The 22773-nt window shown below is 57.9% G+C and carries 22 protein-coding genes and 1 pseudogene; 3 read left to right on the forward strand and 20 right to left on the reverse strand.

Translation table 11 applies throughout. The features are described from left to right. Positions 1-597: 597 nt before the first annotated feature. Positions 598-1665 (forward strand): tyrosine-type recombinase/integrase, encoded by a 1068-nt coding sequence (locus I41_RS26800; protein WP_168207195.1) that lies wholly within the window; start codon positions 598-600, stop codon positions 1663-1665. Between the two features lie 209 nt (positions 1666-1874). On the opposite strand, the gene I41_RS26805 is transcribed toward I41_RS26800, so the two are convergent. After that, entirely contained in the window at positions 1875-2078 is a 204-nt protein-coding gene (locus tag I41_RS26805; RefSeq protein WP_145436594.1) for a hypothetical protein, read from the reverse strand. 384 nt (positions 2079-2462) lie between these two features. Here I41_RS26805 and I41_RS26810 point away from each other — a divergent pair, with 384 nt between their 5' ends. Beyond that, complete coding sequence (locus I41_RS26810; protein WP_145436595.1) at positions 2463-2855, forward strand: hypothetical protein; 393 nt, start codon at positions 2463-2465, stop codon at positions 2853-2855. A gap of 275 nt (positions 2856-3130) precedes the next feature. Here the strand turns inward: I41_RS26810 and I41_RS26815 are convergent, their stop codons facing one another. The 5 genes and pseudogenes from I41_RS26815 to I41_RS26835 all read right to left on the reverse strand — a co-directional run. After that, positions 3131-3994: a restriction endonuclease gene (locus tag I41_RS26815; protein WP_145436597.1), complete on the reverse strand. Its 864-nt coding sequence runs from the start codon at positions 3992-3994 to the stop codon at positions 3131-3133. Between the two features lie 165 nt (positions 3995-4159). Beyond that, positions 4160-5074, reverse strand: a complete 915-nt coding sequence (locus tag I41_RS26820; protein WP_145436599.1) for a DUF4339 domain-containing protein — start codon at positions 5072-5074, stop codon at positions 4160-4162. A gap of 326 nt (positions 5075-5400) precedes the next feature. After that, the gene (locus tag I41_RS26825) at positions 5401-6030 is read right to left on the reverse strand and encodes a JAB domain-containing protein (protein ID WP_145436601.1); all 630 of its coding nucleotides are present in this window, start codon (positions 6028-6030) and stop codon (positions 5401-5403) included. A 237-nt stretch (positions 6031-6267) separates the two neighbouring features. Beyond that, complete coding sequence (locus I41_RS26830; RefSeq protein WP_145436603.1) at positions 6268-7146, reverse strand: hypothetical protein; 879 nt, start codon at positions 7144-7146, stop codon at positions 6268-6270. A gap of 450 nt (positions 7147-7596) precedes the next feature. Next, positions 7597-7920: pseudogene (locus I41_RS26835) on the reverse strand (TSCPD domain-containing protein); the annotation flags it as partial. 459 nt (positions 7921-8379) lie between these two features. Between I41_RS26835 and I41_RS26840 the strand changes: the two are divergent. Beyond that, the gene (locus I41_RS26840) at positions 8380-10032 is read left to right on the forward strand and encodes a hypothetical protein (RefSeq protein WP_145436607.1); all 1653 of its coding nucleotides are present in this window, start codon (positions 8380-8382) and stop codon (positions 10030-10032) included. An 89-nt stretch (positions 10033-10121) separates the two neighbouring features. Here the strand turns inward: I41_RS26840 and I41_RS26845 are convergent, their stop codons facing one another. The 14 genes from I41_RS26845 to I41_RS26910 all read right to left on the reverse strand — a co-directional run bounded on the left by I41_RS26845 (position 10122) and on the right by I41_RS26910 (position 21684). Next, complete coding sequence (locus I41_RS26845) at positions 10122-11888, reverse strand: type IV secretory system conjugative DNA transfer family protein (RefSeq protein WP_145436609.1); 1767 nt, start codon at positions 11886-11888, stop codon at positions 10122-10124. A 34-nt stretch (positions 11889-11922) separates the two neighbouring features. Further along, positions 11923-12255 carry a hypothetical protein gene (locus tag I41_RS26850; RefSeq protein ID WP_145436610.1) on the reverse strand — a complete coding sequence of 111 codons (333 nt, stop codon included), beginning with the start codon at positions 12253-12255 and terminating at the stop codon, positions 11923-11925. Between the two features lie 124 nt (positions 12256-12379). Then, positions 12380-13042: a hypothetical protein gene (locus I41_RS26855; protein WP_145436612.1), complete on the reverse strand. Its 663-nt coding sequence runs from the start codon at positions 13040-13042 to the stop codon at positions 12380-12382. A 52-nt stretch (positions 13043-13094) separates the two neighbouring features. After that, positions 13095-13535, reverse strand: a complete 441-nt coding sequence (locus I41_RS26860) for a hypothetical protein (protein ID WP_145436614.1) — start codon at positions 13533-13535, stop codon at positions 13095-13097. Next, complete coding sequence (gene mobF, locus I41_RS26865) at positions 13501-16308, reverse strand: MobF family relaxase (RefSeq protein WP_145436616.1); 2808 nt, start codon at positions 16306-16308, stop codon at positions 13501-13503. Before mobF ends, I41_RS26860 begins: the two co-directional genes overlap by 35 nt. A gap of 13 nt (positions 16309-16321) precedes the next feature. Further along, the gene (locus tag I41_RS26870; RefSeq protein WP_145436618.1) at positions 16322-16639 is read right to left on the reverse strand and encodes a hypothetical protein; all 318 of its coding nucleotides are present in this window, start codon (positions 16637-16639) and stop codon (positions 16322-16324) included. 168 nt (positions 16640-16807) lie between these two features. Next, positions 16808-17341: a hypothetical protein gene (locus tag I41_RS26875; protein ID WP_145436620.1), complete on the reverse strand. Its 534-nt coding sequence runs from the start codon at positions 17339-17341 to the stop codon at positions 16808-16810. 167 nt (positions 17342-17508) lie between these two features. Further along, on the reverse strand, positions 17509-17847 hold the full coding sequence (locus I41_RS26880; RefSeq protein ID WP_145436622.1) for a hypothetical protein: 339 nt from the start codon (positions 17845-17847) through the stop codon (positions 17509-17511). Positions 17848-17946: 99 nt separating this feature from the next. Beyond that, entirely contained in the window at positions 17947-18345 is a 399-nt protein-coding gene (locus I41_RS26885) for a type II toxin-antitoxin system VapC family toxin (RefSeq protein ID WP_145436623.1), read from the reverse strand. After that, positions 18345-18596, reverse strand: a complete 252-nt coding sequence (locus I41_RS26890) for an antitoxin family protein (RefSeq protein WP_145436624.1) — start codon at positions 18594-18596, stop codon at positions 18345-18347. The genes I41_RS26885 and I41_RS26890 overlap by 1 nt, the downstream gene beginning before the upstream one ends. 95 nt (positions 18597-18691) lie before the next feature. Next, positions 18692-19594 (reverse strand): ParB/RepB/Spo0J family partition protein, encoded by a 903-nt coding sequence (locus tag I41_RS26895; protein WP_145436626.1) that lies wholly within the window; start codon positions 19592-19594, stop codon positions 18692-18694. A gap of 1 nt (position 19595) precedes the next feature. Then, positions 19596-20417 carry a ParA family protein gene (locus tag I41_RS26900; protein ID WP_145436628.1) on the reverse strand — a complete coding sequence of 274 codons (822 nt, stop codon included), beginning with the start codon at positions 20415-20417 and terminating at the stop codon, positions 19596-19598. Between the two features lie 105 nt (positions 20418-20522). Then, a complete protein-coding gene (locus I41_RS26905; RefSeq protein ID WP_145436631.1) occupies positions 20523-21014 on the reverse strand; it encodes a hypothetical protein in 492 nt (163 codons plus the stop codon). Then, positions 21007-21684: a nucleotide-binding protein gene (locus I41_RS26910; protein ID WP_145436633.1), complete on the reverse strand. Its 678-nt coding sequence runs from the start codon at positions 21682-21684 to the stop codon at positions 21007-21009. Before I41_RS26910 ends, I41_RS26905 begins: the two co-directional genes overlap by 8 nt. Between the last annotated feature and the right edge of the window lie 1089 nt (positions 21685-22773).

Raw genomic sequence — 22773 nt, forward strand, 5'->3', positions numbered from 1 at the left:
AATCTCAGTGCGAGTCGGCCCGCACCGACCTTTGCCGAAAGGTCCGCCGGCTCCTGGCCATGCACAACGGTCCGCCCGATATATCCAAGGAGGCGACCCAGCTTGTTCTCAACTATCCAGCGTACGACTTACGCCGACCAGCGCCGCCAAATCGACCTTCGTCGGAAGTTTAATAGGGCTGCCGCTTTTCGCACGGCGTGCGAACGACCGCAGGTATTCGGGTGCTTGGATCCGTCACCTAATGTCGCTCGCGGCGCGCGTCACCCATTCCAGGTTCCTCGTATCGGTGGTGCGTCCAGTGGCACACTCCCGGGGCGAAAACCCGCGTCGCCGAGCTGCGTCAGGAGGTCGTGTCCTGAGTGATATGAGTACGACGACCGCAGTCGAATCCGCCGCGTCCCCTGCCGCCAATCGGCCCGTTGCTTACTTATGATAAAATCTGTTATCGTAAGTAACGCCCGGTCGATAACTGAAGAGGGGATAGCCCCCTCGAAACCGATATTTGACGCTGGAACCCTGGGTCTGGCATCGAAACTTGGGCTGGGATGACGTGGGACGGACGAAGTGATGGCGGATGAGCAGAAGGAGATGGCGAAGATGATTGATGCAGGATCGCTCATTGTCCCCGGGGCCGAGCTCGACCCGAACCGGATGCCGCCGATCCTTGCCGGCCAATCCACCAAGGCGATGGAACGCCGCGTCGAGCGGTTTTACTTCTCCGTCGGGGCGATCTTCGAAGCCTGGGTGAAACGGCGGCCGAGCCCGCATACGCGACGAGCCTATCGTCAGGACGTCGAAGCTCTCATCGTTTATCTGAAGTTCGACTGGCCCAAAGAGTCGACCGAAATGCTCGCCGTGTCCGTCTCGGACGTGATGGAGTGGCGCGACAGCTTGGAGGCCGCGGGCATGGCGCCCAAAACCATCAACCGGCGGATTTCGTCCGTCTCCAGCTTCTACAAGTATCTTCAGGCCGTGGCGGCCGAAATGCGGCTGCCGATTGTCGTTCCCAACCCGGCTCACGCCCAGTTCATCGGTCGCGCCTCGCAGGATCCGGTCGACGAGACCAAGGCCCTCACCGCGACCCGGGCCCGGCAGCTCATGGGACTGCCGCAGGGCGACGACGTGATTGCGCTTCGTGACCGGGCTATCTTGAGATTCTGCCTCTACGCCGGCGTCCGCATTGGGACCGTCTGCAGCGTTCGCGTACAGGATTTTCACGTTGAAGGCGATGAGGCCACGATTCGTGTCGCGGAGAAAGGCGACAAGCGTCGCACCATCGGGATTCACTTCGCCGCGGCCGAGGCGATCGGCGAGTACTGCAAGAAGGCCGGCATAGAATCAGGTCCCCTCTTTCGTCCCCGGAGCGGCCCTCGAAGCCGCCTTCTTGCCAGCCGCCACATGACCGAGACGGCCATGTACATGCTCATTATGAAGTACCTGGAGCAGTTGCCTGGCTCGATGCGGACTGATGAGGATGGCCGCCGGCGATGCCTTTACTCGCCGCATTCATTGCGGGCGACGACCGCCACCCTACTTCTCGAAGCGTCAGTGGATATTCGGAAGGTTCAGGAACTTCTCGGGCATAGGCACGTGACTACCACGCAGGTCTACGACAAGCGGCGACGAACCACCAAAGAATCGGCCAGCCACGACGTGCCGATCTAGGCGGCCATTAGACGGCCGGGCGAAAGCTTGGTATCGGACGTCATCCCAAGTGGTTTGCGAGCGTCTGGGAGAAAATCTCGAGCTCGGATTTAAAGAAAGATCCGCGAGAAGATGATTTTCCGCGTAGTCACGCCTGAAGGTGAACTTCAGGGGGGCGTGAATCAATGAGCCCCGCTACTTGGAAAAGCGTTTTCGGCTACCTGTGGAGACTAGACGCAACCATGACGGTGACGATACGCGAACTCCTCGGTCAGCTTCTCCTCGAGATCTTCGCGAAGGTCCAAGAGAATTTCTTCCAGCTCAGCGACATCGACGTCGCTGGACGCTGTTTTGCCGGCGGCAAGGTCGTCGAGCCGTCGACTCACTTCGGTCCAGCGGAGTTCCAGTTCACGCCGGTATCGAAAGCTCATCATGTTGAAACTCTCTACAGAAAAGATCAGGGCGCTACGGTCGCACCGTCAGCCGCGATTCTAATTCAGCAGCCATGAGAGATCTGCTGAAACGCTTTCGATCCTGCTCGTTTTTGGGAGCGGCGAACACCTGATGGCGTGGGACCCCGTCATGCCTGCTCGGCGTGCGGCAAATGCGTTCCGCAGTTTGCCTCGATTGCCCAGGATCAATGATCCGGCGGGCGGCGGCTTCCAGGACGCCGCGTCACGCCCGCGCGATTCATACGACTGAGAAGTCGAGGGAAGCGGCTTCCACGTGTCTCGACGCATTCTGTGGGCTTACTTTGGCGGCGCCTCGGGTATCGTGTTGGAAGCGGACCGCCGTTGGATCAACAGAGTTCGAACGACATGGCGAAACCTCCTCGCAACGCCCCGACTCCGCCGCTGGCCAGGCTTGCCGAAACGTGCCCTTCGGTCGAGACGGCGCTCGGGATTTTTGGCATCCTGCAACAGGACGTCGCTGACCTTGATGACGACGCTCGGGAGGTGCTGTTGCTGCAACTACGGCGGTTCCGTCGTGACTTCATCGAGGAGCTCCAGCAAGAGGCACGGCTCGGCGATACCGTCGATGATTTCAAAGCTCGCGCCGAGGCGATGATTCGTCGGCACGGACTGCATGACTTGGAGTTGGGTCGAGATTTGCCGCATCACCTGGTAGCGTTCGCGACCGACGTTCTCAAAAGCTGCCTTGTCGCCAGTGCGTCGCGGGAGCTGAGGCGCCAGCGGCAGGCACTCAATTAAACTTTGTCGGATGGATGCGCCCGAGCGCTCAGCTGCTGGGGGGAAGCGAGCCGTGGAAAACGGTCTGCTCGTCGACTTCGGCAGATCTTCCGATTAGTTGAACCTACGTTCGCTGTCTAAACGAAAAAAGGACGCTCGAAATCGAGCGGCCTTTTTTGTTACATAACGTCCTTTATGTAACACAATGTCGGCGGGTTGGCGAGCGGATATTTAGGCCGGAGAAATGACCGGGACGGATTCGCTCTTCGGAAGTGCCGATGGGTACGTGGCTACACTTAGATGGACTTGAACCACTCTTCGTCGACGCTGACCTCTTCAACTACTTGGGTGGCGACTCCGAGCCTCAAATTCTTGAGCATGTTAGCCAGCTCGTCGCCGTCGATGAGGTCAAGTGGTGGCGCCCCGTCCCGGGTCGCCTCGCGGACCGCATCACGAGTAAACGTCCCCGTGGTAATCAGCAGGCCCTTATCGGCCCGGCCCACCATCGCACCCCGAAAATCTCTGACATGCCCCGCTGATACTGAGCCTGCGTAACGCTTGCACTGAAAGTGAACGTGGAAGCTTAGAAGTCCACTCATCTTGGCGATGCCTTTGCCGTCGATTCCGCCGTCTCCGGAACGCCCCGTAACTTCTACGTGGACGAACCCCGACTCTCGAAGCAAACGCTGCACGAGACGCTCAAACGCGTCTGGGGAAATGCCCTCGGTGAGCACGCGGTGCAGCTTCTCCCGCCATGCTTCCGCTTCTTCGGGAACGCCGCCTATCTCTTCCTCATCTGCGGGCTCGTCGTTGCCGGATTCCGCACGTTTTCGCCGGTGCTGTTCTCTGACTTCCCGCACGACTGTTTGCGGGTCGAACTCCTTCACGTCCCGCTTGTCGGGAGCGATTACCCAGACGCCTCGTCGCGAGTTATCGATAAGACCGTACTGCTTGAGATAGGTCCGAGCCCAAGCAAGACGGTACTGAAACTCGCTCGAATTGCTGTTCTCAGGGTTGTGCGGAATTTCGAGCACCTCTTCGGGCAACTCAAGAATCTCAGCTACTTTTTCGTCGATTTCTGCAATCGACCCCGACCCGCCGAGCTGTTGCAAGGCGGTAAAAAGCGGCATCATCAACTCGTGATAGGATGGTACTTCCATCACTCAATGCTAATGAATGCGTGATGAGGCTGCTAGCGTCCGAAAAGTTGGAATTCTGTTCGGTACAGAAGCGCCGCTCGACTTTGAGCGGCCCCAGACAGATGTGGGCGAAGACTCACGAACGCGTTTCAGTGTTTCAGCGCGTCCTTCGTATAGCCGCTTGAATTACATAGTAACAAATTCTTGCGGCACGAATCCCGAGCCGCCTATGTGCTGACCTTCCATCACACGCACCTCTCTCTTCAGGAAGCCACGACCAATTACTTTGACTTTAGTTCCGCTGGGTACCGTAAAGACCTGCCCGGCGAGCTCCATTTCTGCCATTCCAAGATAGTCCTTCGCGACCGCGAGTTCGACGAATCGCGAAAACGCACTCTCCGTAACGCATACGTAGACTTCGCTTTGTCCCGGAACGGCGAGTCGCGCGTCATCTCCCTTACTTACGGTCGTCTGCTCCTTCTGCGCAACCTTCTCTACCTCTTTGGCCTTTCGTCCCGCTTGCGCATCAGTTTGTCGCTCTTGTTCTGCCTCCTCGTCCGCACGCGGTTGCTCATCGGCTTGTTGACGCTGGTCAGCTTTGTCGAGTTGGGCTGTAACTGCTCCGGAGTTTATTGCTTCCGACGGGTTGTGGAACGCGATGGACCCTACGAAAACCCCAAACACAAAAATTGTAATCGCTACACATATTGCGAACACGACTTTCGTTGCCTGCCCCATCCCCTCTGGTTCTTCCTTTTCGCGTGATTGAGATATGGGATTATCGGATGATTGCGGTTGCTGACGGTGACGACGGGCAACGGTGCCGCTCGAGTTATCATCGCTGGCGTTTTCTTGCGTGCGGCTTTGAGGAGCTGTTGGCGGTAGTCTAGTTACGCCTTCCGCGCTGTGCGTCGGTACAGCGTGTGTGCGAGCGGGCTGAAAAAGCCCCTGCACTTTATTCGCTTCAAGCCATTGGGCCATGTCCTCGCGACGGACTTTGTGGCGCGGGCTTAGAGTACCGGCGTCGGCGAGTTGTTTCAATTTGGCTGGCTCAAATGGCCCAAATTGCTTGTCGTCGATGAGGCAAAACCATTTGGCCATTATCTGTTCCCCAGGGCACGCAGCGACGAAATAGAATCTACCGCCGTAACTTGCTGCACGCGTATTTCCATTCTATTTTGGGGGGGCCGTATCGTCGCAAGTTTTCGATAATTCGTCCTCAATCTGAAAACGAGCGAATTCTGCTTGCGGCTACGCAGGCCAGCTTCTTGAAAAATCGCTTACCAGTAGTAGAAGGTCCGTGAGACGTCAAAGACGTACACGGCCCGAGGTGGCGATTTTAGGGGCCCGTTCTGGCTAGGTGTTCTGGGTCGTCCTTCCTCGTCGGGACGCGTTAGGACGCAAATGCGGAGGTCGATTCCCTGGCGTTAGCCTATCAGGGTGCGATTGTCTCGGTAGTCGTTGATGCTCGTGCATCCGTCCCTAGCAACCACGATGTGGTCGAGAACTTTGATGCCGATGAGCTTTCCGGCCGCTTCAATCTGCTCGCTAACCTTTATATCTTCCGAGCTAGGCTCGGGGTTTCCTGAAGGGTGATTGTGCACGAGCATGATGCTCGCGGCCGCATCAAGGATGGCCGGCCGGAATATTTCGCGTGCATGTACTTGCGTAGAGTTTAGGAGGCCAACGGTAACTTGGTGGCTGCGAATCACGCGGTTGCCTACGTTGAACGTCAGAACGTGCATCTCTTCTTGAAGGCCACGTTCAATCAGCGATTGAAAGTGTTCTTTGCAAAACCGGATGGTGTCGCTTGAGTTACGGAAGCGTGTCGAGCCCAGTTGGTATCGGGCGGCTTCTGATTCTGACAAGTAACGCGATAGATGCTGAGAAGAGCAGCTCGGCCTGCGGCGAAGTGCCTCGCTGATATCGGCTAGCTCGCTGCGTATCGCTGTTAGTTCTTGTAAGACGCTTCTGCGGCTGCGTCCCGTCGGGGACTTAGTGTTGCGTTTTTTGCGTAATGTCTTCATGTGGCATTCCTCCATAGTTTGTTTGTTCATGGAGGGCGGCCAAGCCGGTTCAAGCTACGGGGGTCATGGAGGAACGCAAGCGAAGCGAGTAGTCCTTGACGCCCGTAGCGGCCGGCTTAAGTCCCATTCCAATGAAGAAACGACGTGAAGGAGAAATGCGACATCTTCAAATGACAACGCTGCACGAAGCGGATTGAATTAGGGCGAAGTTCGAGGAGCTATTTTGCGGAGCACATAGCTGCATGGAAAATGTGATGCATGAATATGCTAAACGTTCGGAGTGAGGGTGGGAACCGTAACCCGACTCCGTAAGCAAGTGCTAGAAGTACGGGGCTGTCTCCCTTTGATTTCCGTACTAAACATACTGCAACCCACTAGAGCAAACACAATGGCGAGAACCCCTGTGCTTTGCTCCGGTACTCCTGTCACTTGGCCACTTTCCGCAGTACGCCATGCTCGTCGCCATATTTCTAGGTCGTGTTGGTCAACCTTCATGTCTCCATTCCAGTCGGCGGCAGATGGTATGCCAAATCCGGCCCAGCGCTGCCAATTGAGAAAGTCCGCGCCGTCAACATCACGATCGTCATCGCTATCTCCCAGCAAAATATCGCTGGATAAAAGCGTGAATTCTAGGTCGTCGAAGGCTGCCCCGCTTTCAGAACCACTTACTACGCGTATCCGCATTGCCCCGATTGGCTCGACTGGTCCGCTGATCCTTATTCCTTCTACAAGAGTCGTAACTACTGTAGTCAAAATAGGTTGGTTCCAAAGATTATAGAATGTGACTTCGGTGGTCTCTGATATGGGATCTCCGTCGCCAACCAAAACTGATACGGCGGTCGCGCCATGATAATATTTCAGAGTTGGGTGGACGAAATCGATAGATGTGCCGGTATCGCCTATGTTACCGGTGTACGCAAATTTCGACGAAGAATTGCCGAAGTTTAAGGTGTCAAAGGTTCCTTCATTGTAAACCCTTCCGGAAAGATTGACTCCGGTGACGTAAATGCCCGTGTATAAATCTAGGATGTCTTGTCCGTGTTGCAGTTTCTCGAAGTCTACTGTCGTAGCAGCAGACCATGACGCAGATGAAAACAAGACAAGTACATTAATTATTTGTACTGCTAACGCTTTATGAAGTCGCATTTGTACCAACTTGCAGATAAGAGTGCGGAGTATTTAGAACCCGGGGCCGTTTGCCATTCGTCAACGGCATAAATTGACAATGTAGCTAATCGCAATTAAAAATTACAGGAATTTTTGCCTCTAGTCGCATTACTCCAATGCAAAATGTCGCGGGGTATCCGAGCGGTGCGAAATCTGGGAGTTTGCAGGCGGGCAGCTCGTCCACGAGAACGCGGCACGGTTTAAGAACTTCTACCCGGAAGAGGCCCCTGAATTTTCAGGGCAGTACAGAATTACGCAGAAGTGTTTACTACTCAAACACGGAGGCCCTCAGCGAGAGTCCTTTCTCGCTGAGGGACCATGTTGGTACTAAGCGGCCGCATTGTACACCTGGCGAAAAGAGACGCAAACATTGGTCAGCGTCGAGTTTGGGCCGGGTCGCCCTTAGGGTGTCGGGCAAGTTTCCAGGCGGAGCCAGCGGAAGATATAGTCCATCAAAGACGTCGCTTCGCGAATCTGAGGATTCTTGGTCCAACCCAGCGGCTCGAAGCGGGTGTTCTCAAACTTGGCGACGAGCAGCTCAAGCGGAACGCCGTGCTGCAACGCCACGCTGGTCAGTATTCCAATTGAGTCGGTCAAGCCGCGAACCGTACTCCCCTTCTTCGCCATCTTGATGAACACTTCGCCCGGTCGCCCGTCTTCGTAGAAGCCAACGATGATGTAGCCCTCATGTCCGTTGACGCTGAACTTATGCGTGCGAGAAGGACGCGTCGCCGGCAAACGGCGGCGTTGAGGCTGCATTTCTTGGGCAGGCTGCTGACGTGCTGATTCCGGTCCTGGCGAGTGATTGCTCATGTCAAGCTTTCTCCGGGCGTACGTTCGTTGCGGACAATCCGTGAGTCTATTCTACCGCAGTTACCGCTCAGATCCGTAGCAGTCGCCGGCGCATCAGCCGTAGAGCGCCTCCGTAGCTCAGGCGCAGTCTCCGCCGGGATATTCGATGAGAACTGGCGGCGTCATCTGGTCCGCCTCAAGCAGAGCTTCAGGGGGAGGACAATCCGTGAGTCCCGCTTATTGGACAATATTCCGGTGGGGATATATTGCGGTGGTCGCCAAAGTAGGGGCCCGCAGCGCTGCTGGGGTCGTGGAAGGATTGTGTACTCAGCGGAAGCGTATCTCGAAGCGTGACAACTGATAGGATAGGCGATCGCCAGCCGTCCTGCTTACTCCGATTCTTTTGCAAGGGTCATCGACATGACGCGTCTTATCGGTCGGTCTTTTGGATTTCCTCTGCTGCTGATGCTGGCTGGCGTTAGCAGTGGCGAAGTTAGCCTGGCTGACGCTCCTTGGGGTGAAGCAGGCACCTTTCCGCATGAGATTGTGGAGCTCTTACACCATGGCGCCGAGCTGTCGACAGAGAACGCGGAGACGCTCCGCGAGCGTGCAAAAGAGATCGTCGCCACTAAGGACCGGTTGCAAGAACTGCAAAAAGCCACCGAAGGCCAGCGCGTCCGCGCGCGACTTTCGGTGATGAAGGTCACCGCCAAGGAAGTCCACCTCCTGCCCGACGTTACTTCTGGCTTTCCGACACTGGCCGTGGAAGAAGTGCAACTTCCTGGTCTTCGCCCCATCCATTCGGCGGTCCGGCTGCAGGAAACCAATGTGGCTGAACCGACCAAGCAGTTGGTGCTGAGAATCGGAGAGTCAATTCCTGCCGACGTGGCCAAAAGACTACTCTGGAATGATAAGGTGCTGGTGGACTTTCAAGTGGATGCGATCACCATCAACCCTCCTGTCCCCAAATGGGTGGATGACTATGGTCACAGCAGCGACTGGCCGATCATCGATCCAGCACACGTCTACTGCACGGTGGGAATGAGTGACCTTCGCTTCCTGAGCGTCGAAATGCCGAAGTTAATTAGCAGCCATCGCACGAGGCTTTGGCCGGGGCCGGGAACCTTCCCCTTCATCGTCCAACAGATCGAGCAGGATCCGTCAACATCGACGACCGACCGCCAAATGAAGAAAGCGGCGTTCTTAGACTATGCTTCCTTGTATCCGATTAAGGGGGCTGCGCTGTTCGAACTCTGGGTCGTGACAGAGCATGAAGGGGTAAGGTTATGGGGCAGTCCGCTGTCGGGACCCCGCGCGCCAGCCCCATCGCAATTTTTGGAAAAACGGGGGCCGACAGGGCGATCTTCATTGCAATTCGGCGAACGGGGGACGCTGGGGCAGTACGAGAACTATCTTAAACTTGATCACGGACTCTTTACTGACCAGCAGTTAAGAGACATGAGCTACGTCAAAGGTCAGCCAAGGCGAAAACGCGATCTTGTCTTACTCCATTTTGATCAAACTGTGGTGAAGCTACCGAATTCCCACGAGTGGATCATCGAGTATGGCAACTTCCGCGTGGGAAGCGATAACGAACACGTCGCCGCCGAGCGACTGGTTGAAGAAATGCCAAAACGCTCAGAGCAGTACGCCCTAGCCGTGGCATCGGAACGCGAGCGACGAATCGAAGAGACGGCAAGAAAGTTGCTTGCGGAGGAAGAAGCCAAGCGAAAGGCTGAGTCGTTTACTGCTCAAGCGCAAATGGCGCTCAACGCCTTAAGGAGTCCAGAGACCGCGACTGACGACGAAGAACAACAACTGAACTCCGACGTCGAAGATGGCGTGCCCAATCAGAATCCGCCATCTGCTGGTGGCGACGACGCCGTCGAGGAGTTGGCGGCGGAAGCCATGCCTTCGACCACGTCCTATGGCCAGTTCCTTTGGATCGGCGCCGGGGGGGCTGTGTGCCTACTCGTAGGCCTCGCTGCCTACACGCAGCGCCACCGCTTCGCCGGGCAGGGCAAAACAGCGCACAACGCCTCGTCGCCGCAGCGGCGCGACCCATTTGCTTAGCGCCGCGTACGCCGTTCGCCCGGCGGCGGCTGAACGTCACCGGAGGAGATTTGACGCGTCGCTGGGGACGTGTAGACGAGCGGCGGAGGCTAAATGCGGCCGACTGGTATCATGTCCGCCAGCGGGTCGTCATCCGCAGGAGGATTCGGATCTGGCGAAGGCTGTGTGTTTTCCGGCTGCACGCCGTCTATGGGCCACGGAATGCCAAAAAGCTCCGAGTCCTCTTTCCCCCACGGCTCGAGGTTCAGGAACTCATCCTCAAGTCGTTGTAATCGGTCTACGTCCTTATCAGGCTTAGGGAGAAGAGCGTTGAGTTCAGCAGGCGTGTAGTGAGCTTCCCAACCAGTAATAGATGGAGCAAGATACACGCCGTAAACTCCGTTCTCATAACCCGCGTCGGGAAGGTTCACAAAGTAGCGTGGCGGATACAAATGCCCAGTTCTAATTTTGTCATATGATTCATCCCAGTCAGGAGAGAAATCACTGATAGAGTTCGAGACCCACTTGGCAGCATCGTCTGACGAGGCCTTCAAATAGGCTTTAATGCCGCATTCGCTGATGATAACTTCTCCTATTTCACGTCCGTACGCATTATAAACAAGGACCGGTTGCTGCAAGCCAAGTACGCAGGTAAAGCCTTTATTACGACCGAGAGTGATTAGTTTTTTCAGCCCTTCAATGTTTCCGAGTTCGGGAAATTCGTCCAAGAACAACCAAGTGCGGCGCGAGCTATCCCCGCCTTCGAGCGTCGAGAGGTTGGTGGCGATGGTGTCGATGAACAGGGAATAGATGCGGAGCGTTTCTGAGTCTCCTTGCCCAAATCTGGGAAGGACAAGAATCGATGTCCCTGCCAGCCAGTCCGTGATGCTGATTCTCTTCTCTTGCTTCACCCCTTCCCACGAAGCGGCGATTCTTCCCCAGGGATAGAGCGTTGAATTGATCGTGCTCATGACGTCCCCGAGGGATTTATCGCTCCCCTCAAACGTCAGCTTCATCGTTGCTTGTGCTTGCGGCGAGAGATTAGTAATCAGATTAATCAATGCCTTCGATTGCATGACAAGAACGAGATGACGAAGCGTCCACTTGTGGTTGGCACGAGCAATAAACACTTCGACTACACACGTCATAATTGTTCGAGGCGTCTCTTCGTAGAATTTGTTGTGGGATTTCGGATTGCTGGGGAATACCCTGGCGGCCAAATTTGCCGCCACGGGCGCATAGTCGATGTCTTTCGCGATATCCCATGCCGCCCTGCGTTTATCAAAAGGGTTAAGGATATACATGGGACAATCGATGTCCCTCATGATGGCTGCCGTAGTTTGTACAAAATCCTCTTGGCAGTCGTAAATTAAAGCCCGGCGGTTAGAGCCTGGCGTCAAAAGCGGCAACTGGTCTTGCATTAACATCTTCATCGTGAGCGTCTTGCCGGAGCCAATCCCACCGATGATGCAGAAGTGCTTCTCGGCGTCTTTGGATGGAAGGCGAAGTTTTCCCCACAAGATTCCGCGGTCGCCTGGCTTTCTCTTCTTGCGAGCTTCTTTTCTCGCCGCCTTTTCTTTCAACATCAGGCGTCCGCGATGTTGCTTGCGCGCCTCGCGGCGTTGATATTCTCTACCCAGGTCAATGTAGGTGCGGACGCCAATGAAAAGGAGCGAACCTACCACGATGATGGGAAGCCATTGCCGAAATACGGCCGGACCGAAGGCGTGCAAGACGCCAGTCCCGATGAGGACGGATGCGATGGCGGCGTAGATGGGCGCCCAGAATGCACTGGTGATGTAGCTCGACAGAAGGCCGTGGTAGGCGTTCCTCCAAGCGAGCTGTCTTTCGTTCAGCCACTCAAATAACTTCATCATATGACCGACTCTCCATGCGTGCGGGGGCGCGTATCTAATTGTTTTCCACTTCGCCGCGGGCTTCTAGCTCCGCCGTCCGAAGGCCCTGAAGGGTATAAGCGAGTGCGATCCTGTGGATATAAAACAGGAGACGCACGTCTTTCGTGCTCATGCCATACTTGCTGATGAGTCCTTGCCACGCAAAATCGGCCGCCGCATATTCATCAGGGCGAATCAACTGACAATAGTAGTCCACCTTCACCGCAGGATTGTTCTTGAGCGGGTCGCCGTTCGTCACCAACTCAAGCAACATTTCCAATTGTCGGGGCGTCCCCGCGAATCGCGGTTGAATCAATTCGCTGGCGTCGAACTGCTTTGGTTTTGTCATCTAGTCCTCCTCAAAAATTAAGCTCTCCATTCTTCGTTATGCCGAATGGGCCGAAGGCGGTGCGTTAACCTTGCCACGCCACCCATGGGCGAAGCCCCGTGGCAAGGTGAAAGCCCCCCTAGCATTAGCTGTTTGAGGGAGGGTCGATCTTAGGAGGAGGAATTTTGATCTCCTGCTGGGGAGCTTCCAGTTCGTTTTTCATTGCTGCGACTTCACGGCCAACCGCTGCTTGTTCCTGGAGAAGTTCTTTCGTGGCTTCTACCACGCCAGCGGCGGGCGACGGCGCCAAGGACTGGAGGTATTCTTCCCGAAAGAAGGGACCTTGCTCCGACAGCGACTTGCCAGAGAGGTCTTGGTCGTTGCGTTCTCGCTCCTGATGTTTTTCAATTTCCGCCGCCAGGACAAACCTCATATCCAACGGCGGTGCATTGTGATCCCACGGCGGGTCGAGTTCACTTTGGATGAGATCGGCAATGCTGGCGTGAATGACATCCGGGTCGCTGCTATTGAGATGTAAGGCCGACACTTCCCTGACATAGCCTTGCACCGCCTCGTTGAAGATTTCTCGGTCCGCCACCTGCTGCTGCACAGTAGGATTGGCTTGCAGAATCTCAGTCCAGAGCTGGTCTTTCTGTCGACGTTCTTCGGTCCAGGCCACAAGGCCTTCAGGAGTACCTGATTCAACCAGCGTCGCGGTCCGGCCACGAATGAGTTCGCTGAAAAACTCCGGGGCGGTGAGGCGCAGGTACATTTCATCGCCGCTGATGCTGAATGTATTCGGGGGCATGAAGAGGCTCCGCGGATGTATTTAGAAGCGCAGTTAGGAACGGGCCCAACTCTCAGCTGTTTGAGGGAGGGTCCATTTTCGGGGGCGAGATGGGGATTGCCTGTTTGACTTCGTCTTGTTGGTTCTTCATCGCTGCGACTTCACGACCAACCGCTTCTTGTTCCTGCAAAATGTCGGCGACATTCGATTCGAAGAGTTGAGCGTCGATCCCCTGCGGGTCAAGCCGTGAGAACTCCTGGGCATAACTTTGCAGCGCCTCTTTGACATGTTCTTTGTCGAGCGGTTGTTGCAGCAACTCAGGAGTCTCTTGAAGCATGTCCTGCCAGAGCTGGTCTCGTTGTTGTAATTCTTGCTTCCAGGCTGCGAGGGCTTCGGGATTGTTCTCCTCCATCAGCGTTGCGGTGCGGGAGTCCATGAGTTCCTGAAAGAACTTCGGAGCGTGGAGGCGCAGATCTCTTTCATCGTCGCTGAGTTTGTTCGTGCTCGGGGGCATGGAGAGGCTCCTTAAGAGAGGGAAGACTGATACTGGTGAGTGACGTGGCGAGTTCTTGCGCTCGTGATTGTCGCATCTGAGCGGCGAGCGTTGAGTACCCGGGCAGCTCAGCCCTGGGCGAGCCCTGGTCGGCGAGCTCCTCGTGGCGTTTCCGGGCGATGCCGGCGAGGGTTTTTCCAGCTTCCTGTTCACTGGAGTAGAGGTGCAATTTTTCCCGATGCCGACTCATTTGAACGTAGGACAATTCCCGGTCGGTCATTTGGCCGCCTAGCAGCACGTACGAGTTCTCCACCGTTTGCCCCTGCCCCAAGTGGGTCGTGCGGGCGTAATCCAGCGACAAGCCCCGGTAGGGCTTGCACAGCGGATTCAGGGACTCGAGCGGAACAAGCACCACGTCATGCCGAGGAGGAGGCGGAGTCGTGGGCTTTCCCAGGGCGGCGTTCAATAGTTGAGTCGCGTGATGCTTCAGCAGATCGCGGGCGTGCTCGGACCACGAAGTGGTCTCATCGCCCAAGGCCACGGTGACGTACTTCCCCGTGAACCCCTCCCGACAAGCGATGACGGCGCCGGAGGTTCCCTTCTGGATGCCGCGAGTCCTGGCCGCGATATCGAATCGCACCCGATCTCCGACCATGAACGTGACGCCGTCGAGCTCGACTTTCTCCCTGGCGTCAAGCAGTCCTCCCGCCAGACGCGCTTCTTGGCAGAGCGTATTAAAACGACTGACTTCAGCTCGCGTGCCGGCGAAGATGTGGTGTTCTCCCGGCCGCTCGACTCCGCCATTTCTTGCCCAATCCGCAACCAGTTCTCGTTCGGCGTCGGCTCGATGTTTTCCGACAAAGAACTGTCCTTTTTTCGCGTAGTGCTGCAGGGCTTCTTCGGGGTTGGCACCGACGACGTCTTTCACCGCTTGGCGGTCGTTGACGTCCGTTTGTCGGCGAATCTCCGTGAGCCTCACGCCGCCGACGGCTTCAACCAGACGCTGAAAACCGCCGCCGCGTTCGATGCTGGAAAGCTGCCTTTCGTCCCCGACGGCGATGATGCTCCCGCCGCCGGCGACGACGGCCTTGGCGAGCATGGTAAAATCTCGCGTTCCCAACATCCCCGCCTCGTCAATCACTAGGACGGTGCGGGAATCGATTTCCAACTTTGGAAGCGACCAGGTCTGTTTGCCCAGGGCGACTCGACCTATCTGCCGTGCGTGGTGCGTCCACTTCTCGCCGAAGGTTGGCTCTGCAAGTTGGTGCTCGCGCCTGCGGACCGTTTCGGATTGAATCCCGGTGCTTTCTTCCAAGTTTCGGGCGGCGACTCCGGCAAGCGCCGTCCCGATGACGCGGTAGCCCCCCTGTTCCAGCGCCTCTTTCGCAGCCGCCAGCATGTCAGTTTTTCCGGCGCCCGCAAAACCACTCACAACTTTGATGGACTCCGTTCCTTGCGCGAGGTAGCGGACCGCTTCCTGCTGCTCCGAATCGAGTTGAAATCTCTTCCCTGGTTTCCCGCGCCATGCGGCGGCGGCCGCGGCGACGTGCTGTTCGGCAACGGGCTGAAAGGGCTTTACTTTGAGCGTGGCCGCCACTCGCAAGAATTCCTGCTCGTCTGCAAGAACTTCCTCAGTCGTGTAGCGATGTTCGCCGTTCCTGATGCCCAGCGAGATAAAGAACGGGGTCGCTGCTAAGTCGATTTCGATGGCTGCGGTGACCGAGGCCGCTGGCAGCTGTTTTTCTTGCGCCGCAATGAGCGTGCTCCGGATGAGCTCGGATTTCGTAAACGAGTTCTCTCCGCAGGTTAGCTCCGCGACCGCGGCGGCGAGAGCCTCGCGGTACCGTTGATGTTGCTCGGCAGCGTCCTTGTCTTGGCGCCTCGGGCTACGGACTGCGGGATACACGCCTTCAGGGCGAAAACCGAGCGTCGTCCCCTCTTCTTTCCAGCGGTCGTAGAGTTCCTTCCGCGGCGGCACGACGGTTTTTGTTTCCCGGGTCGTGAGTGCTGCAAAGGCGGCGGCGCTGGCGCTTTCCATTCCGCGGCTACCGAGTTCTTGTTCGATGGCGGCTCGCCGCTTCGAAAACTGAGAAAGGATGGACTTTGGGACTCCCTGCACTTCAAACCAGGCGGCGGGCTTGCCGCGGCTAGTGAGCGGTCGTTCGACGGAGACGCCCAAGCGGGCTTGGAGTTGTCGCGAAAGTTCGCAGCGATAAAACGCCCCGGCGAGCATTTTTTGTTGGTAGAAGGGCTTGGAGCGCAGCGAACGAACGTTTCCGGCGGCATCGACGCCCAAGTTCAGCACCAGGCAATGCGTGTGGAGCTGCGGGTCCAAGGCCCGCGAGGTCGCGTGCTCGAAAGCGGCAACGACTAGCTGAGCGTCGACGTGTTCCGCTCCTGCTTTGCCGATGCGTGAGACGGCGAAGTTTTCTTCGATGTAGCGGATGGCGGCGGCGACCGCTTCTTTCTGGGCCGCCAGGTATTCGTGGCGGGTCGCTTCGTCGGCTTGGCTCCAGAGAAAAGAAACTGATTTAGGAGCGGAGAACGTCAGGTCCCACCCGCACTGACGATTTTCCTTCCCGGCGTTTTGGACCAGCCTGTTGCCGTCGGCGGCAAAGCCTTGGAACAGTGCGGCGAGGTCTTCCGGCTTTACCACTCCCGAATGCCCCAAAGCCTGCGCTCCGCCGCCAAGCCAGCTCCCGGGCGGCTCGCCCCCTTCCAGATAGTAATCTTCCCGGGCGAGCCGTTGATAGTAATCCGCCTGCCTGCTCTGCATAGCTCCGATGGAAAGCATGGCGTGGCCGGTCTCATTCGGTCGCGGCAGGTTGTTTGAGAAGCTTGGTCTGGATGAAGGTCAGCGCCTTCTCCGGACTCAACTTCCCGGCCGCAATCAGCAGAGCGTTGGTGGAGGTGACGTGCTCTTCACGCAGGAGCCGCAGGTCGTGACGGACTTCCATGAGGACGTTTTTCGTGGACTCGGCAAAGCTGTTGGTCAAGCCTTGAGTGACGAGATGCTTGGCGTATTCGCCGCGGCTGACGCCGATGACGTTCGCCGCTCGCGTCAGCTGTTGTACCATTTCAGCGTCGAGCCTGAAGCTGACCGTTTCGCTTTTGCCAGTAAGCATTGTTTACCTCGCAAGTGCTGAGCGGACTAAAAGTTACCGTCGAAAAACATGGTTGTTGTTTGCAACCTGTAGACAGCGTAAGCCCTTAGCTCCTCAGGGGATGAGAATCTCTGGGAAAACTTTGTCTGCAACCGTGGTGCATCAGGTGTGCATCCTAATTTTTATTCGTTACTCAATTGTGCCATTCGTCGAAGTAACTTCTTTGGCCGGCGATGAGGAGCTTGTTCCGGTCATCGTGCCTGGGCGAATGTCTGAGCTTTTATCAACCCTCATTTTCTCTTTCTTGAGACGGATTCCGGCCGGCGTATCGACGAACTCTGCATCGCCCAGAGCTTCTTTAAAACGAAGCGCGAGACCCATCCGCGTGAAGCCAGCTTGCGTGATTCGCTGTTCGACGAGGGCTTTCAGGGCCTCTACCTCGACGACTCCTTCCTGCTCCAAAAGCAAGCGGACGTGTTTGATGACGTCGGCTTTGCTCGCGGCCAGGTGTTTCGTCGGCTGCTTCTCTTTAGACTTCTTCTTCACCTTGCCCATCGCCGCGATCGGGTCCGTTCGGTCGAGCGCGGCAAGCGCTGCGTCGATGCGCGAGAGGTCGTCGTCCAGGGAGAAAAGCTCCGTGCGAAGCTGCTCGGCTTTCGCTTCGAGCAGTGAACGCTCCTTACGGAGCTCTTCCTTGATCGCGTCGAGGCTCTTGGATTCCATGATGACGTCCCCGGATTGCGGAACAGAAAAAGGCGGCGCCTATTGTAGCTTTGGGCAGTCGCTCCTCCAGTAGACGTCAACAAAAAAAGCGGCCCGCCTAGCTAAAGAGCTAGGCGGGCCGCTTCGTAAAGTTAGGCAGGACTTTCCTGCCGCGCGGCGTGGCGAAGCTAGGCGGCTCGCTTGGTGCGACCGTCCGCTCGCAGCAATTGTGCGCGCTGTTCCAAAGCTTCGGCAATGTCGGCGAGCGTCACGCCGCGGCCATAAGCCACAGTGATGCTAATGCCGCTTTGGGTCCACTTCTTGGACTGCTTGGCAGCGTCGCTACCCTTCGCCCCGCTTCCCTTCTTTGTCGCCTGGGCCTGGCCGGTCGTGAGCTCGCCAGCCAGATACTCCTGTGCCATCTCATGCTGCCGAGCTTCGCTGTCAAGCTTGCCGATTTCCCGCGCAACGCTCACCGGGATCCGACCGCGACCGACGTGCTCTTGAATCGCTTCGGGAAGCTTCAAGAGCGAGAGCGAGCGGCTAAACCCGCCTGCGGGGAGAATCCGACCCCACAGTCTATGCGCAGGTTGAAAAGGGGTGGACTTCTGCACCCTTTAGTGTAACTAGGAGGGTTGCACGGTGACGAAGCCAAATTGGCTGAAATGCTCGTCGATGGCAAACGCGGTGGCGACCCCGAGCCGCTTCATGACGGCGAAGCTGACGCAGTCGGTGAAGCTCCACCGCTTGTCCTCGTAACGCACGAAGACCTCCCACGCGGCCTGGACGTCTTCGGGAGCGACCCAGTGCAACTGACTGACCTGGGAGCTCCAGAGCTGGGCCCCGACGTGGAGCGCGACCGGCCGATGTCCGCGGACCGTGAACAGCGTGATCACTTCGTCGACGACATAGTCGGTTGTGACGAGCGGCTGCCGATTTTCGATGAGGAGTCGCCGGGCCTCGGCGTGATGGGGGTCCTCCGCCACGTTGGCGGCGAACCAGATGCTCGTATCAACGAAGATCATCACTTGCCGCCGTAGAGCAGTTCGTCATGGTTGCGAACTGACCAGCCGTCGCCGTTGGGGCGCTGGGGCAATTGGTCGACGGCCGTGAACATGGCGGTCAGAGCCGCCTGTTGCCGCTCAATCGCCTGCGGGTCGTCGGCGGCCGGCTCGGCGTCGACAGTCACCTTCACCCGCGATTGATTCGGGAGCTTCAGCGGCTCAAACAACTTGAGCACGCCGCTGTCGTAGATGGCGTCGATCTGATAACTCATCCCTCAATTTTAGCACAAATCGAGGCGTTAGCCAAACGAAAAGATCGCGGCGAGCGGCCCCACACTGCTCGGTGGGACCGCCCGTCGCGAGGAGCTTAAGCCGCCTTTTTCTTGGAGCGTGCTCGAATGATTTCGGCCGCTTCCAGCAAGGCATTGAGCAAGCCCTGCTCGCCTAAGTCGCGTCGCGCCGTGATCGTCACGCGAACGTTGTCGCTCGTCTTGATCATCTCATTGGTCGACCGCCGTTTACCACCGCTCGATTTGGGGCGCGCCGAGACCTTGGCGACGTCAAGTTGGGTCATCTCCCCGGAAGCGGCCCGCTCCGCGAGCTGGGCCTGCGCCTTCTCGTCTTTGACCTTGGCCAGCTCATAAGCCGTCGAAGGGCTAATCTCGCCCCCCTCGATCCGAGCCTGCAGCTCCTCAGGGAGTTTGAGCAGCGAGAGGGCTTTGGAAACTTTGCCCTTCGAGACGTTGATCTGCTGCGACAACTCGGTGGCGTTCCAACCGTTGAGTTCCATCAGCGTCGCAAACGACCGGGCTTCTTCCATCCCGTTGAGATCTTCGCGGAGGAGGTTCTCGACCAACTGCTCGGCGCGAATCTCCGACTCGCTCATCTCGCGATCGATGAACATGCAGGTGATGCGGCTGAGCCCCGCCTTGGTGACGGCCCGCCAGCGCCGCTCGCCGGCGATGATCAACCATTTCCCATGGTCCGCCGACCAACGGACCCGGATCGGCTGCAACTGCCCGCGAGCCGCGATGTCAGCCGACAACCGCTCGATCTCCTCTTCGTTGAAATGCTTCCGCGGCTGCTTCGGGTCGGGAATCACCTCGGTGGGATCGATCTCGCCGACCGAGCGGTTGCGGACGAAGTCGGTCTTCGGGGCGTCGTAGCCGCCGCTGCTGTAGGTCGGCAGCGTCGACTGGCCGTCGCGAATCCCGATCGACTCGCCCAGTCCGCCGGCCATCCCTTTCATCAATGAATCGAACTTGCCCATGTTATGCGGCCTCCTTCACGGTGCGAGGGGAACTGGTGCGGGCGGTGATTTCGTCGACCAAGGCTTTGACCGCTTTGACGGCGGCGTTGGTCCGTTTGCCGAGCGTGACCGGCGTTTTGAGCGAGACCGCTTCTTTGAAGTTGGTGGCGTGCGGAATGACCGTATCGAGGACAAGCTCACCGTAGGCGTCGCGCATCACCTGCTCGTAGACCTTGTGAATGCCGAGTCGCGCCTGGACCATCGACATCAAGAGACCCAACCAGCGGAGCCGGCTGTTGCGGGTCCGCTGGACCTCCTCAATGAACCGTTTGACGTGAATTACCCCTTGGGCCGAATAATCTTCGGGAACGACCGGCGTGATGCAGTAGTCGGCCGCCACCATCGCGGCCCAGGTGAGCAACTGCAAGTTCGGCGGGGTGTCGATCAGCACCACGTCGAAGTCGTCGCGAACTTCCGCGATGAACTGCCGCAGGGCGTCCTGCAAGAACCCGTGGCGCGCCGGATCGGGGTGATTAAAACTGGTCAGCGGTTCGGTCGCCGGGACGGCGAACAAGCCTGGAATATTCGTCGCGTGGACGATCCGTTCGGGCGCCGGATTCATCCGGTCGTCGAACAGCGCCACCACGGACCGCGCGGGGTCGAGCTCTTCGATCGTGCGGCTCCCGAAGAAGCTTTGCGAGAGGCTCGCTTGGGGGTCGCAGTCGATGACGAGCACCCGCTCCTTGCGGCGGGCCATTTCACCGGCGGCATGGAAGACCAGACTCGTCTTGCCGATGCCCCCTTTGCGATTGCTAGAGACGATGACTTTGAAGGAGTGGGACATCCAATGCACCTCGTGTTTCTGGCGAACGCATCCGTGTCGCCGCAGGCCAACGATGGATCTAACTGTCAGTTACTTCTTGAGTTACGGAAAGTTTCCAGCGGAAACTCACTCGCTCGTTTCCGCTGCCGCCTCTTGCCAGGCGTCGTCCTCGATCCCCTCATCGGACGGCTGCGCGGTAGTCGCTGCGGGCTCGGCTGGCCGTCGCTGGCGGGCGTAGCCCTGTTGGGCGAGCCACTGGCAGACGGCCGTCTCGATAATGTCTTGTCGGGTGTTGGGCGCGACCCGCTTGAGTTTCTGCCGCAGGGCCGCTTCGGTCAGTAGTTCATTGGTCTCGGCCGACAGCCGGGTGGTGACATTGGCGCGATCGCGGGAGCGCTGCGGAAGGGCTGGCGGCAGGCTCGCCGGGAGCCGCTTCCGCGGTCGCGACGGCGTGACGCGCGCCCCGGCCGCAGTGGCGTCAACGCCTAGCGTGCCGAGGGCAATTTCAACCGTCTTGGCGGGGGCCTTCAGCCGGGTCGCTTCGAGCATCTTGGCGACCTGCTGCATCTCGTCGTGCATGGCGGCCAGATCGGATTGAAAACCGGTGGGCTTATCCATGGACCGCCTCCTTTCCGACAGCCGGCAACTGGCGCAACACATCTCCCATGACTTCCTCGAACAGCGCAGCGAGATCGGCCGTGGCGAGTTTGGCGTCCAAGGCTCGGCTGCGAATGACGGCGGTGCCAAAGCCATCGCGCAGCGCGTTGAGCCGGCGAATCTCAGCCTTAGCCACTGGCATGCCAAACGTCGCCAAATCGGCGCGGAGCCGTTTGGTTTGGAGATCCCCTTTGGCAGTCATCGTAATGACGATCGTCGCCAGCGGCTTGCGGCCGCCGCTGACGGCCTGACCCAATTTGACGTAGGTCAGCGCGTTCTTCAGCTCGCGAAGATCGGCCTTCGATGGTTGCAACGGAATGAGCGCCACGTCGGCCAAAATCGTCGCTGCCTGGGCCATATCGCTGCGATTGTTGCCGGGGGTGTCGAGCACCAGCAGGTCGACTTGGCTGACGAGCTCGGCGCGGACCTGCTCAATCTCCTCCAGCGATTCTGCCGTGCGAATCAGAATGCCCGGCTCCGCTTGCCGGAGCCAACCGGAAGAGGTCCCCTGCGGATCGACGTCGAGCAGGCCGACGCGGTAGCCTTGATCGAAGAGCCAGATGGCAAGTTGAGTGGCGAGGGTCGATTTCGCGACGCCTCCTTTGGTGTTGGTCAGGCAAATGTGAATCATGAACCATCAGTAGCGCACCTCCCGCCATGTTGGCAACGGTGTATTTTGCAGCCTTCGTTGCCAACGGGGTCGGGTCAGCATGGCTGGCCAGACTGGCCCAGCTGGCCCGGCCAACCGGCGTGCGAGGAGCCGTCGGCTGAATCGCGTCGCCACGGTTCGTCAGGCTTCGTGTTAAAGCGTCGCTGCGGGGGCGCCAGACGGCGATCGACCAGCGATGGGAGGCCGACGAAAGGTCGGCCCCTCAAACGCCGCAGCGAGCGTTTTACGAGCTCGGACGATCACCGCTGCCTGTCAGCCGTCGAGGCCAGTTCGGTCAGTGCACGCCATGAACAACGCCGATGTCACGCCGCGGTCGAATGCGTCGCCCCGTCGCCACGGTTTGCTATCACTTCGCGACTGGCAATCTGCGACGAAAAGGTAGGTTGCCAAACGACTTCGGTCGGAGTAGCTTCACTTCAAGTAGGTTGAAGGAATCTGCGCTATCGTTTTCCCTGAATGAGGAAGGAGGGAAATGAAGCGGCCCGCATGGCGGCGTCGCAGGATGCAAGTTGTTTCGCGGATGGCCCCCGCGCCTTAGGAAAAACATTTTGGGCGCCAAGGAAACGTGCACCGACCCTGGCAGGTCAGCGCATAAAAAAAGCCAACCCTGGCAGGTCGGCTCTTTGGCACTCAGAAGCTTGGCGAGCGACTAAGTGAAGTTGGTGGTGGTGCACTGACTTTACCGGTCATCGCTCTTTTCTGTCAAGCGTTCTTTCGTGGGTTGCGGCTCAAGCTGCGCCACCATCTTTCGAAGCCTCTTGCTTCCTCCGTCAGCGACGACGCCTCGCTAGCGTTGTTCTCGTCGTGACTCGACGAGCAGCTGACGAGTACCGACTGTTGCGGGTCTGTATTACCGAGCGTTGCGGGTCGAAGTTACCGAGCGTTGCGGGTCAATGTACCGAGCGTTGCGGGTCAATGTACCGACTGTTGCGGGTCCATTGGGCGCCTTAACGTGTTGAAATGAAAGGGGTTTTGGAGGCTCTACTTTAGTTACTTATAGATACCAACTGCTACTGCATGGGAGCAGCAGTTATTTGATTGAGGATGAGG

The organism is Lacipirellula limnantheis (assembly GCF_007746075.1).
GTDB classification, from domain to species: domain Bacteria; phylum Planctomycetota; class Planctomycetia; order Pirellulales; family Lacipirellulaceae; genus Lacipirellula; species Lacipirellula limnantheis.

Coding starts and splice junctions, on each gene's coding strand:
- I41_RS26890 (WP_145436624.1), bottom strand. CDS start 18,596: ATGAGTTATCAGATCGACGCCATCTACGACAGCGGCGTGCTCAAGTTG.
- I41_RS26885 (WP_145436623.1), bottom strand. CDS start 18,345: ATGATCTTCGTTGATACGAGCATCTGGTTCGCCGCCAACGTGGCGGAG.
- I41_RS26875 (WP_145436620.1), bottom strand. CDS start 17,341: ATGGAATCCAAGAGCCTCGACGCGATCAAGGAAGAGCTCCGTAAGGAG.
- mobF (WP_145436616.1), bottom strand. CDS start 16,308: ATGCTTTCCATCGGAGCTATGCAGAGCAGGCAGGCGGATTACTATCAA.
- I41_RS26910 (WP_145436633.1), bottom strand. CDS start 21,684: ATGATTCACATTTGCCTGACCAACACCAAAGGAGGCGTCGCGAAATCG.
- I41_RS26820 (WP_145436599.1), bottom strand. CDS start 5,074: ATGGCCAAATGGTTTTGCCTCATCGACGACAAGCAATTTGGGCCATTT.
- I41_RS26805 (WP_145436594.1), bottom strand. CDS start 2,078: ATGATGAGCTTTCGATACCGGCGTGAACTGGAACTCCGCTGGACCGAA.
- I41_RS26810 (WP_145436595.1), top strand. CDS start 2,463: ATGGCGAAACCTCCTCGCAACGCCCCGACTCCGCCGCTGGCCAGGCTT.
- I41_RS26830 (WP_145436603.1), bottom strand. CDS start 7,146: ATGCGACTTCATAAAGCGTTAGCAGTACAAATAATTAATGTACTTGTC.
- I41_RS26905 (WP_145436631.1), bottom strand. CDS start 21,014: ATGGATAAGCCCACCGGTTTTCAATCCGATCTGGCCGCCATGCACGAC.
- I41_RS26840 (WP_145436607.1), top strand. CDS start 8,380: ATGACGCGTCTTATCGGTCGGTCTTTTGGATTTCCTCTGCTGCTGATG.
- I41_RS26815 (WP_145436597.1), bottom strand. CDS start 3,994: ATGGAAGTACCATCCTATCACGAGTTGATGATGCCGCTTTTTACCGCC.
- I41_RS26850 (WP_145436610.1), bottom strand. CDS start 12,255: ATGACAAAACCAAAGCAGTTCGACGCCAGCGAATTGATTCAACCGCGA.
- I41_RS26870 (WP_145436618.1), bottom strand. CDS start 16,639: ATGCTTACTGGCAAAAGCGAAACGGTCAGCTTCAGGCTCGACGCTGAA.
- I41_RS26845 (WP_145436609.1), bottom strand. CDS start 11,888: ATGATGAAGTTATTTGAGTGGCTGAACGAAAGACAGCTCGCTTGGAGG.
- I41_RS26800 (WP_168207195.1), top strand. CDS start 598: ATGATTGATGCAGGATCGCTCATTGTCCCCGGGGCCGAGCTCGACCCG.
- I41_RS26860 (WP_145436614.1), bottom strand. CDS start 13,535: ATGCCCCCGAGCACGAACAAACTCAGCGACGATGAAAGAGATCTGCGC.
- I41_RS26900 (WP_145436628.1), bottom strand. CDS start 20,417: ATGTCCCACTCCTTCAAAGTCATCGTCTCTAGCAATCGCAAAGGGGGC.
- I41_RS26855 (WP_145436612.1), bottom strand. CDS start 13,042: ATGCCCCCGAATACATTCAGCATCAGCGGCGATGAAATGTACCTGCGC.
- I41_RS26825 (WP_145436601.1), bottom strand. CDS start 6,030: ATGAACAAACAAACTATGGAGGAATGCCACATGAAGACATTACGCAAA.
- I41_RS26895 (WP_145436626.1), bottom strand. CDS start 19,594: ATGGGCAAGTTCGATTCATTGATGAAAGGGATGGCCGGCGGACTGGGC.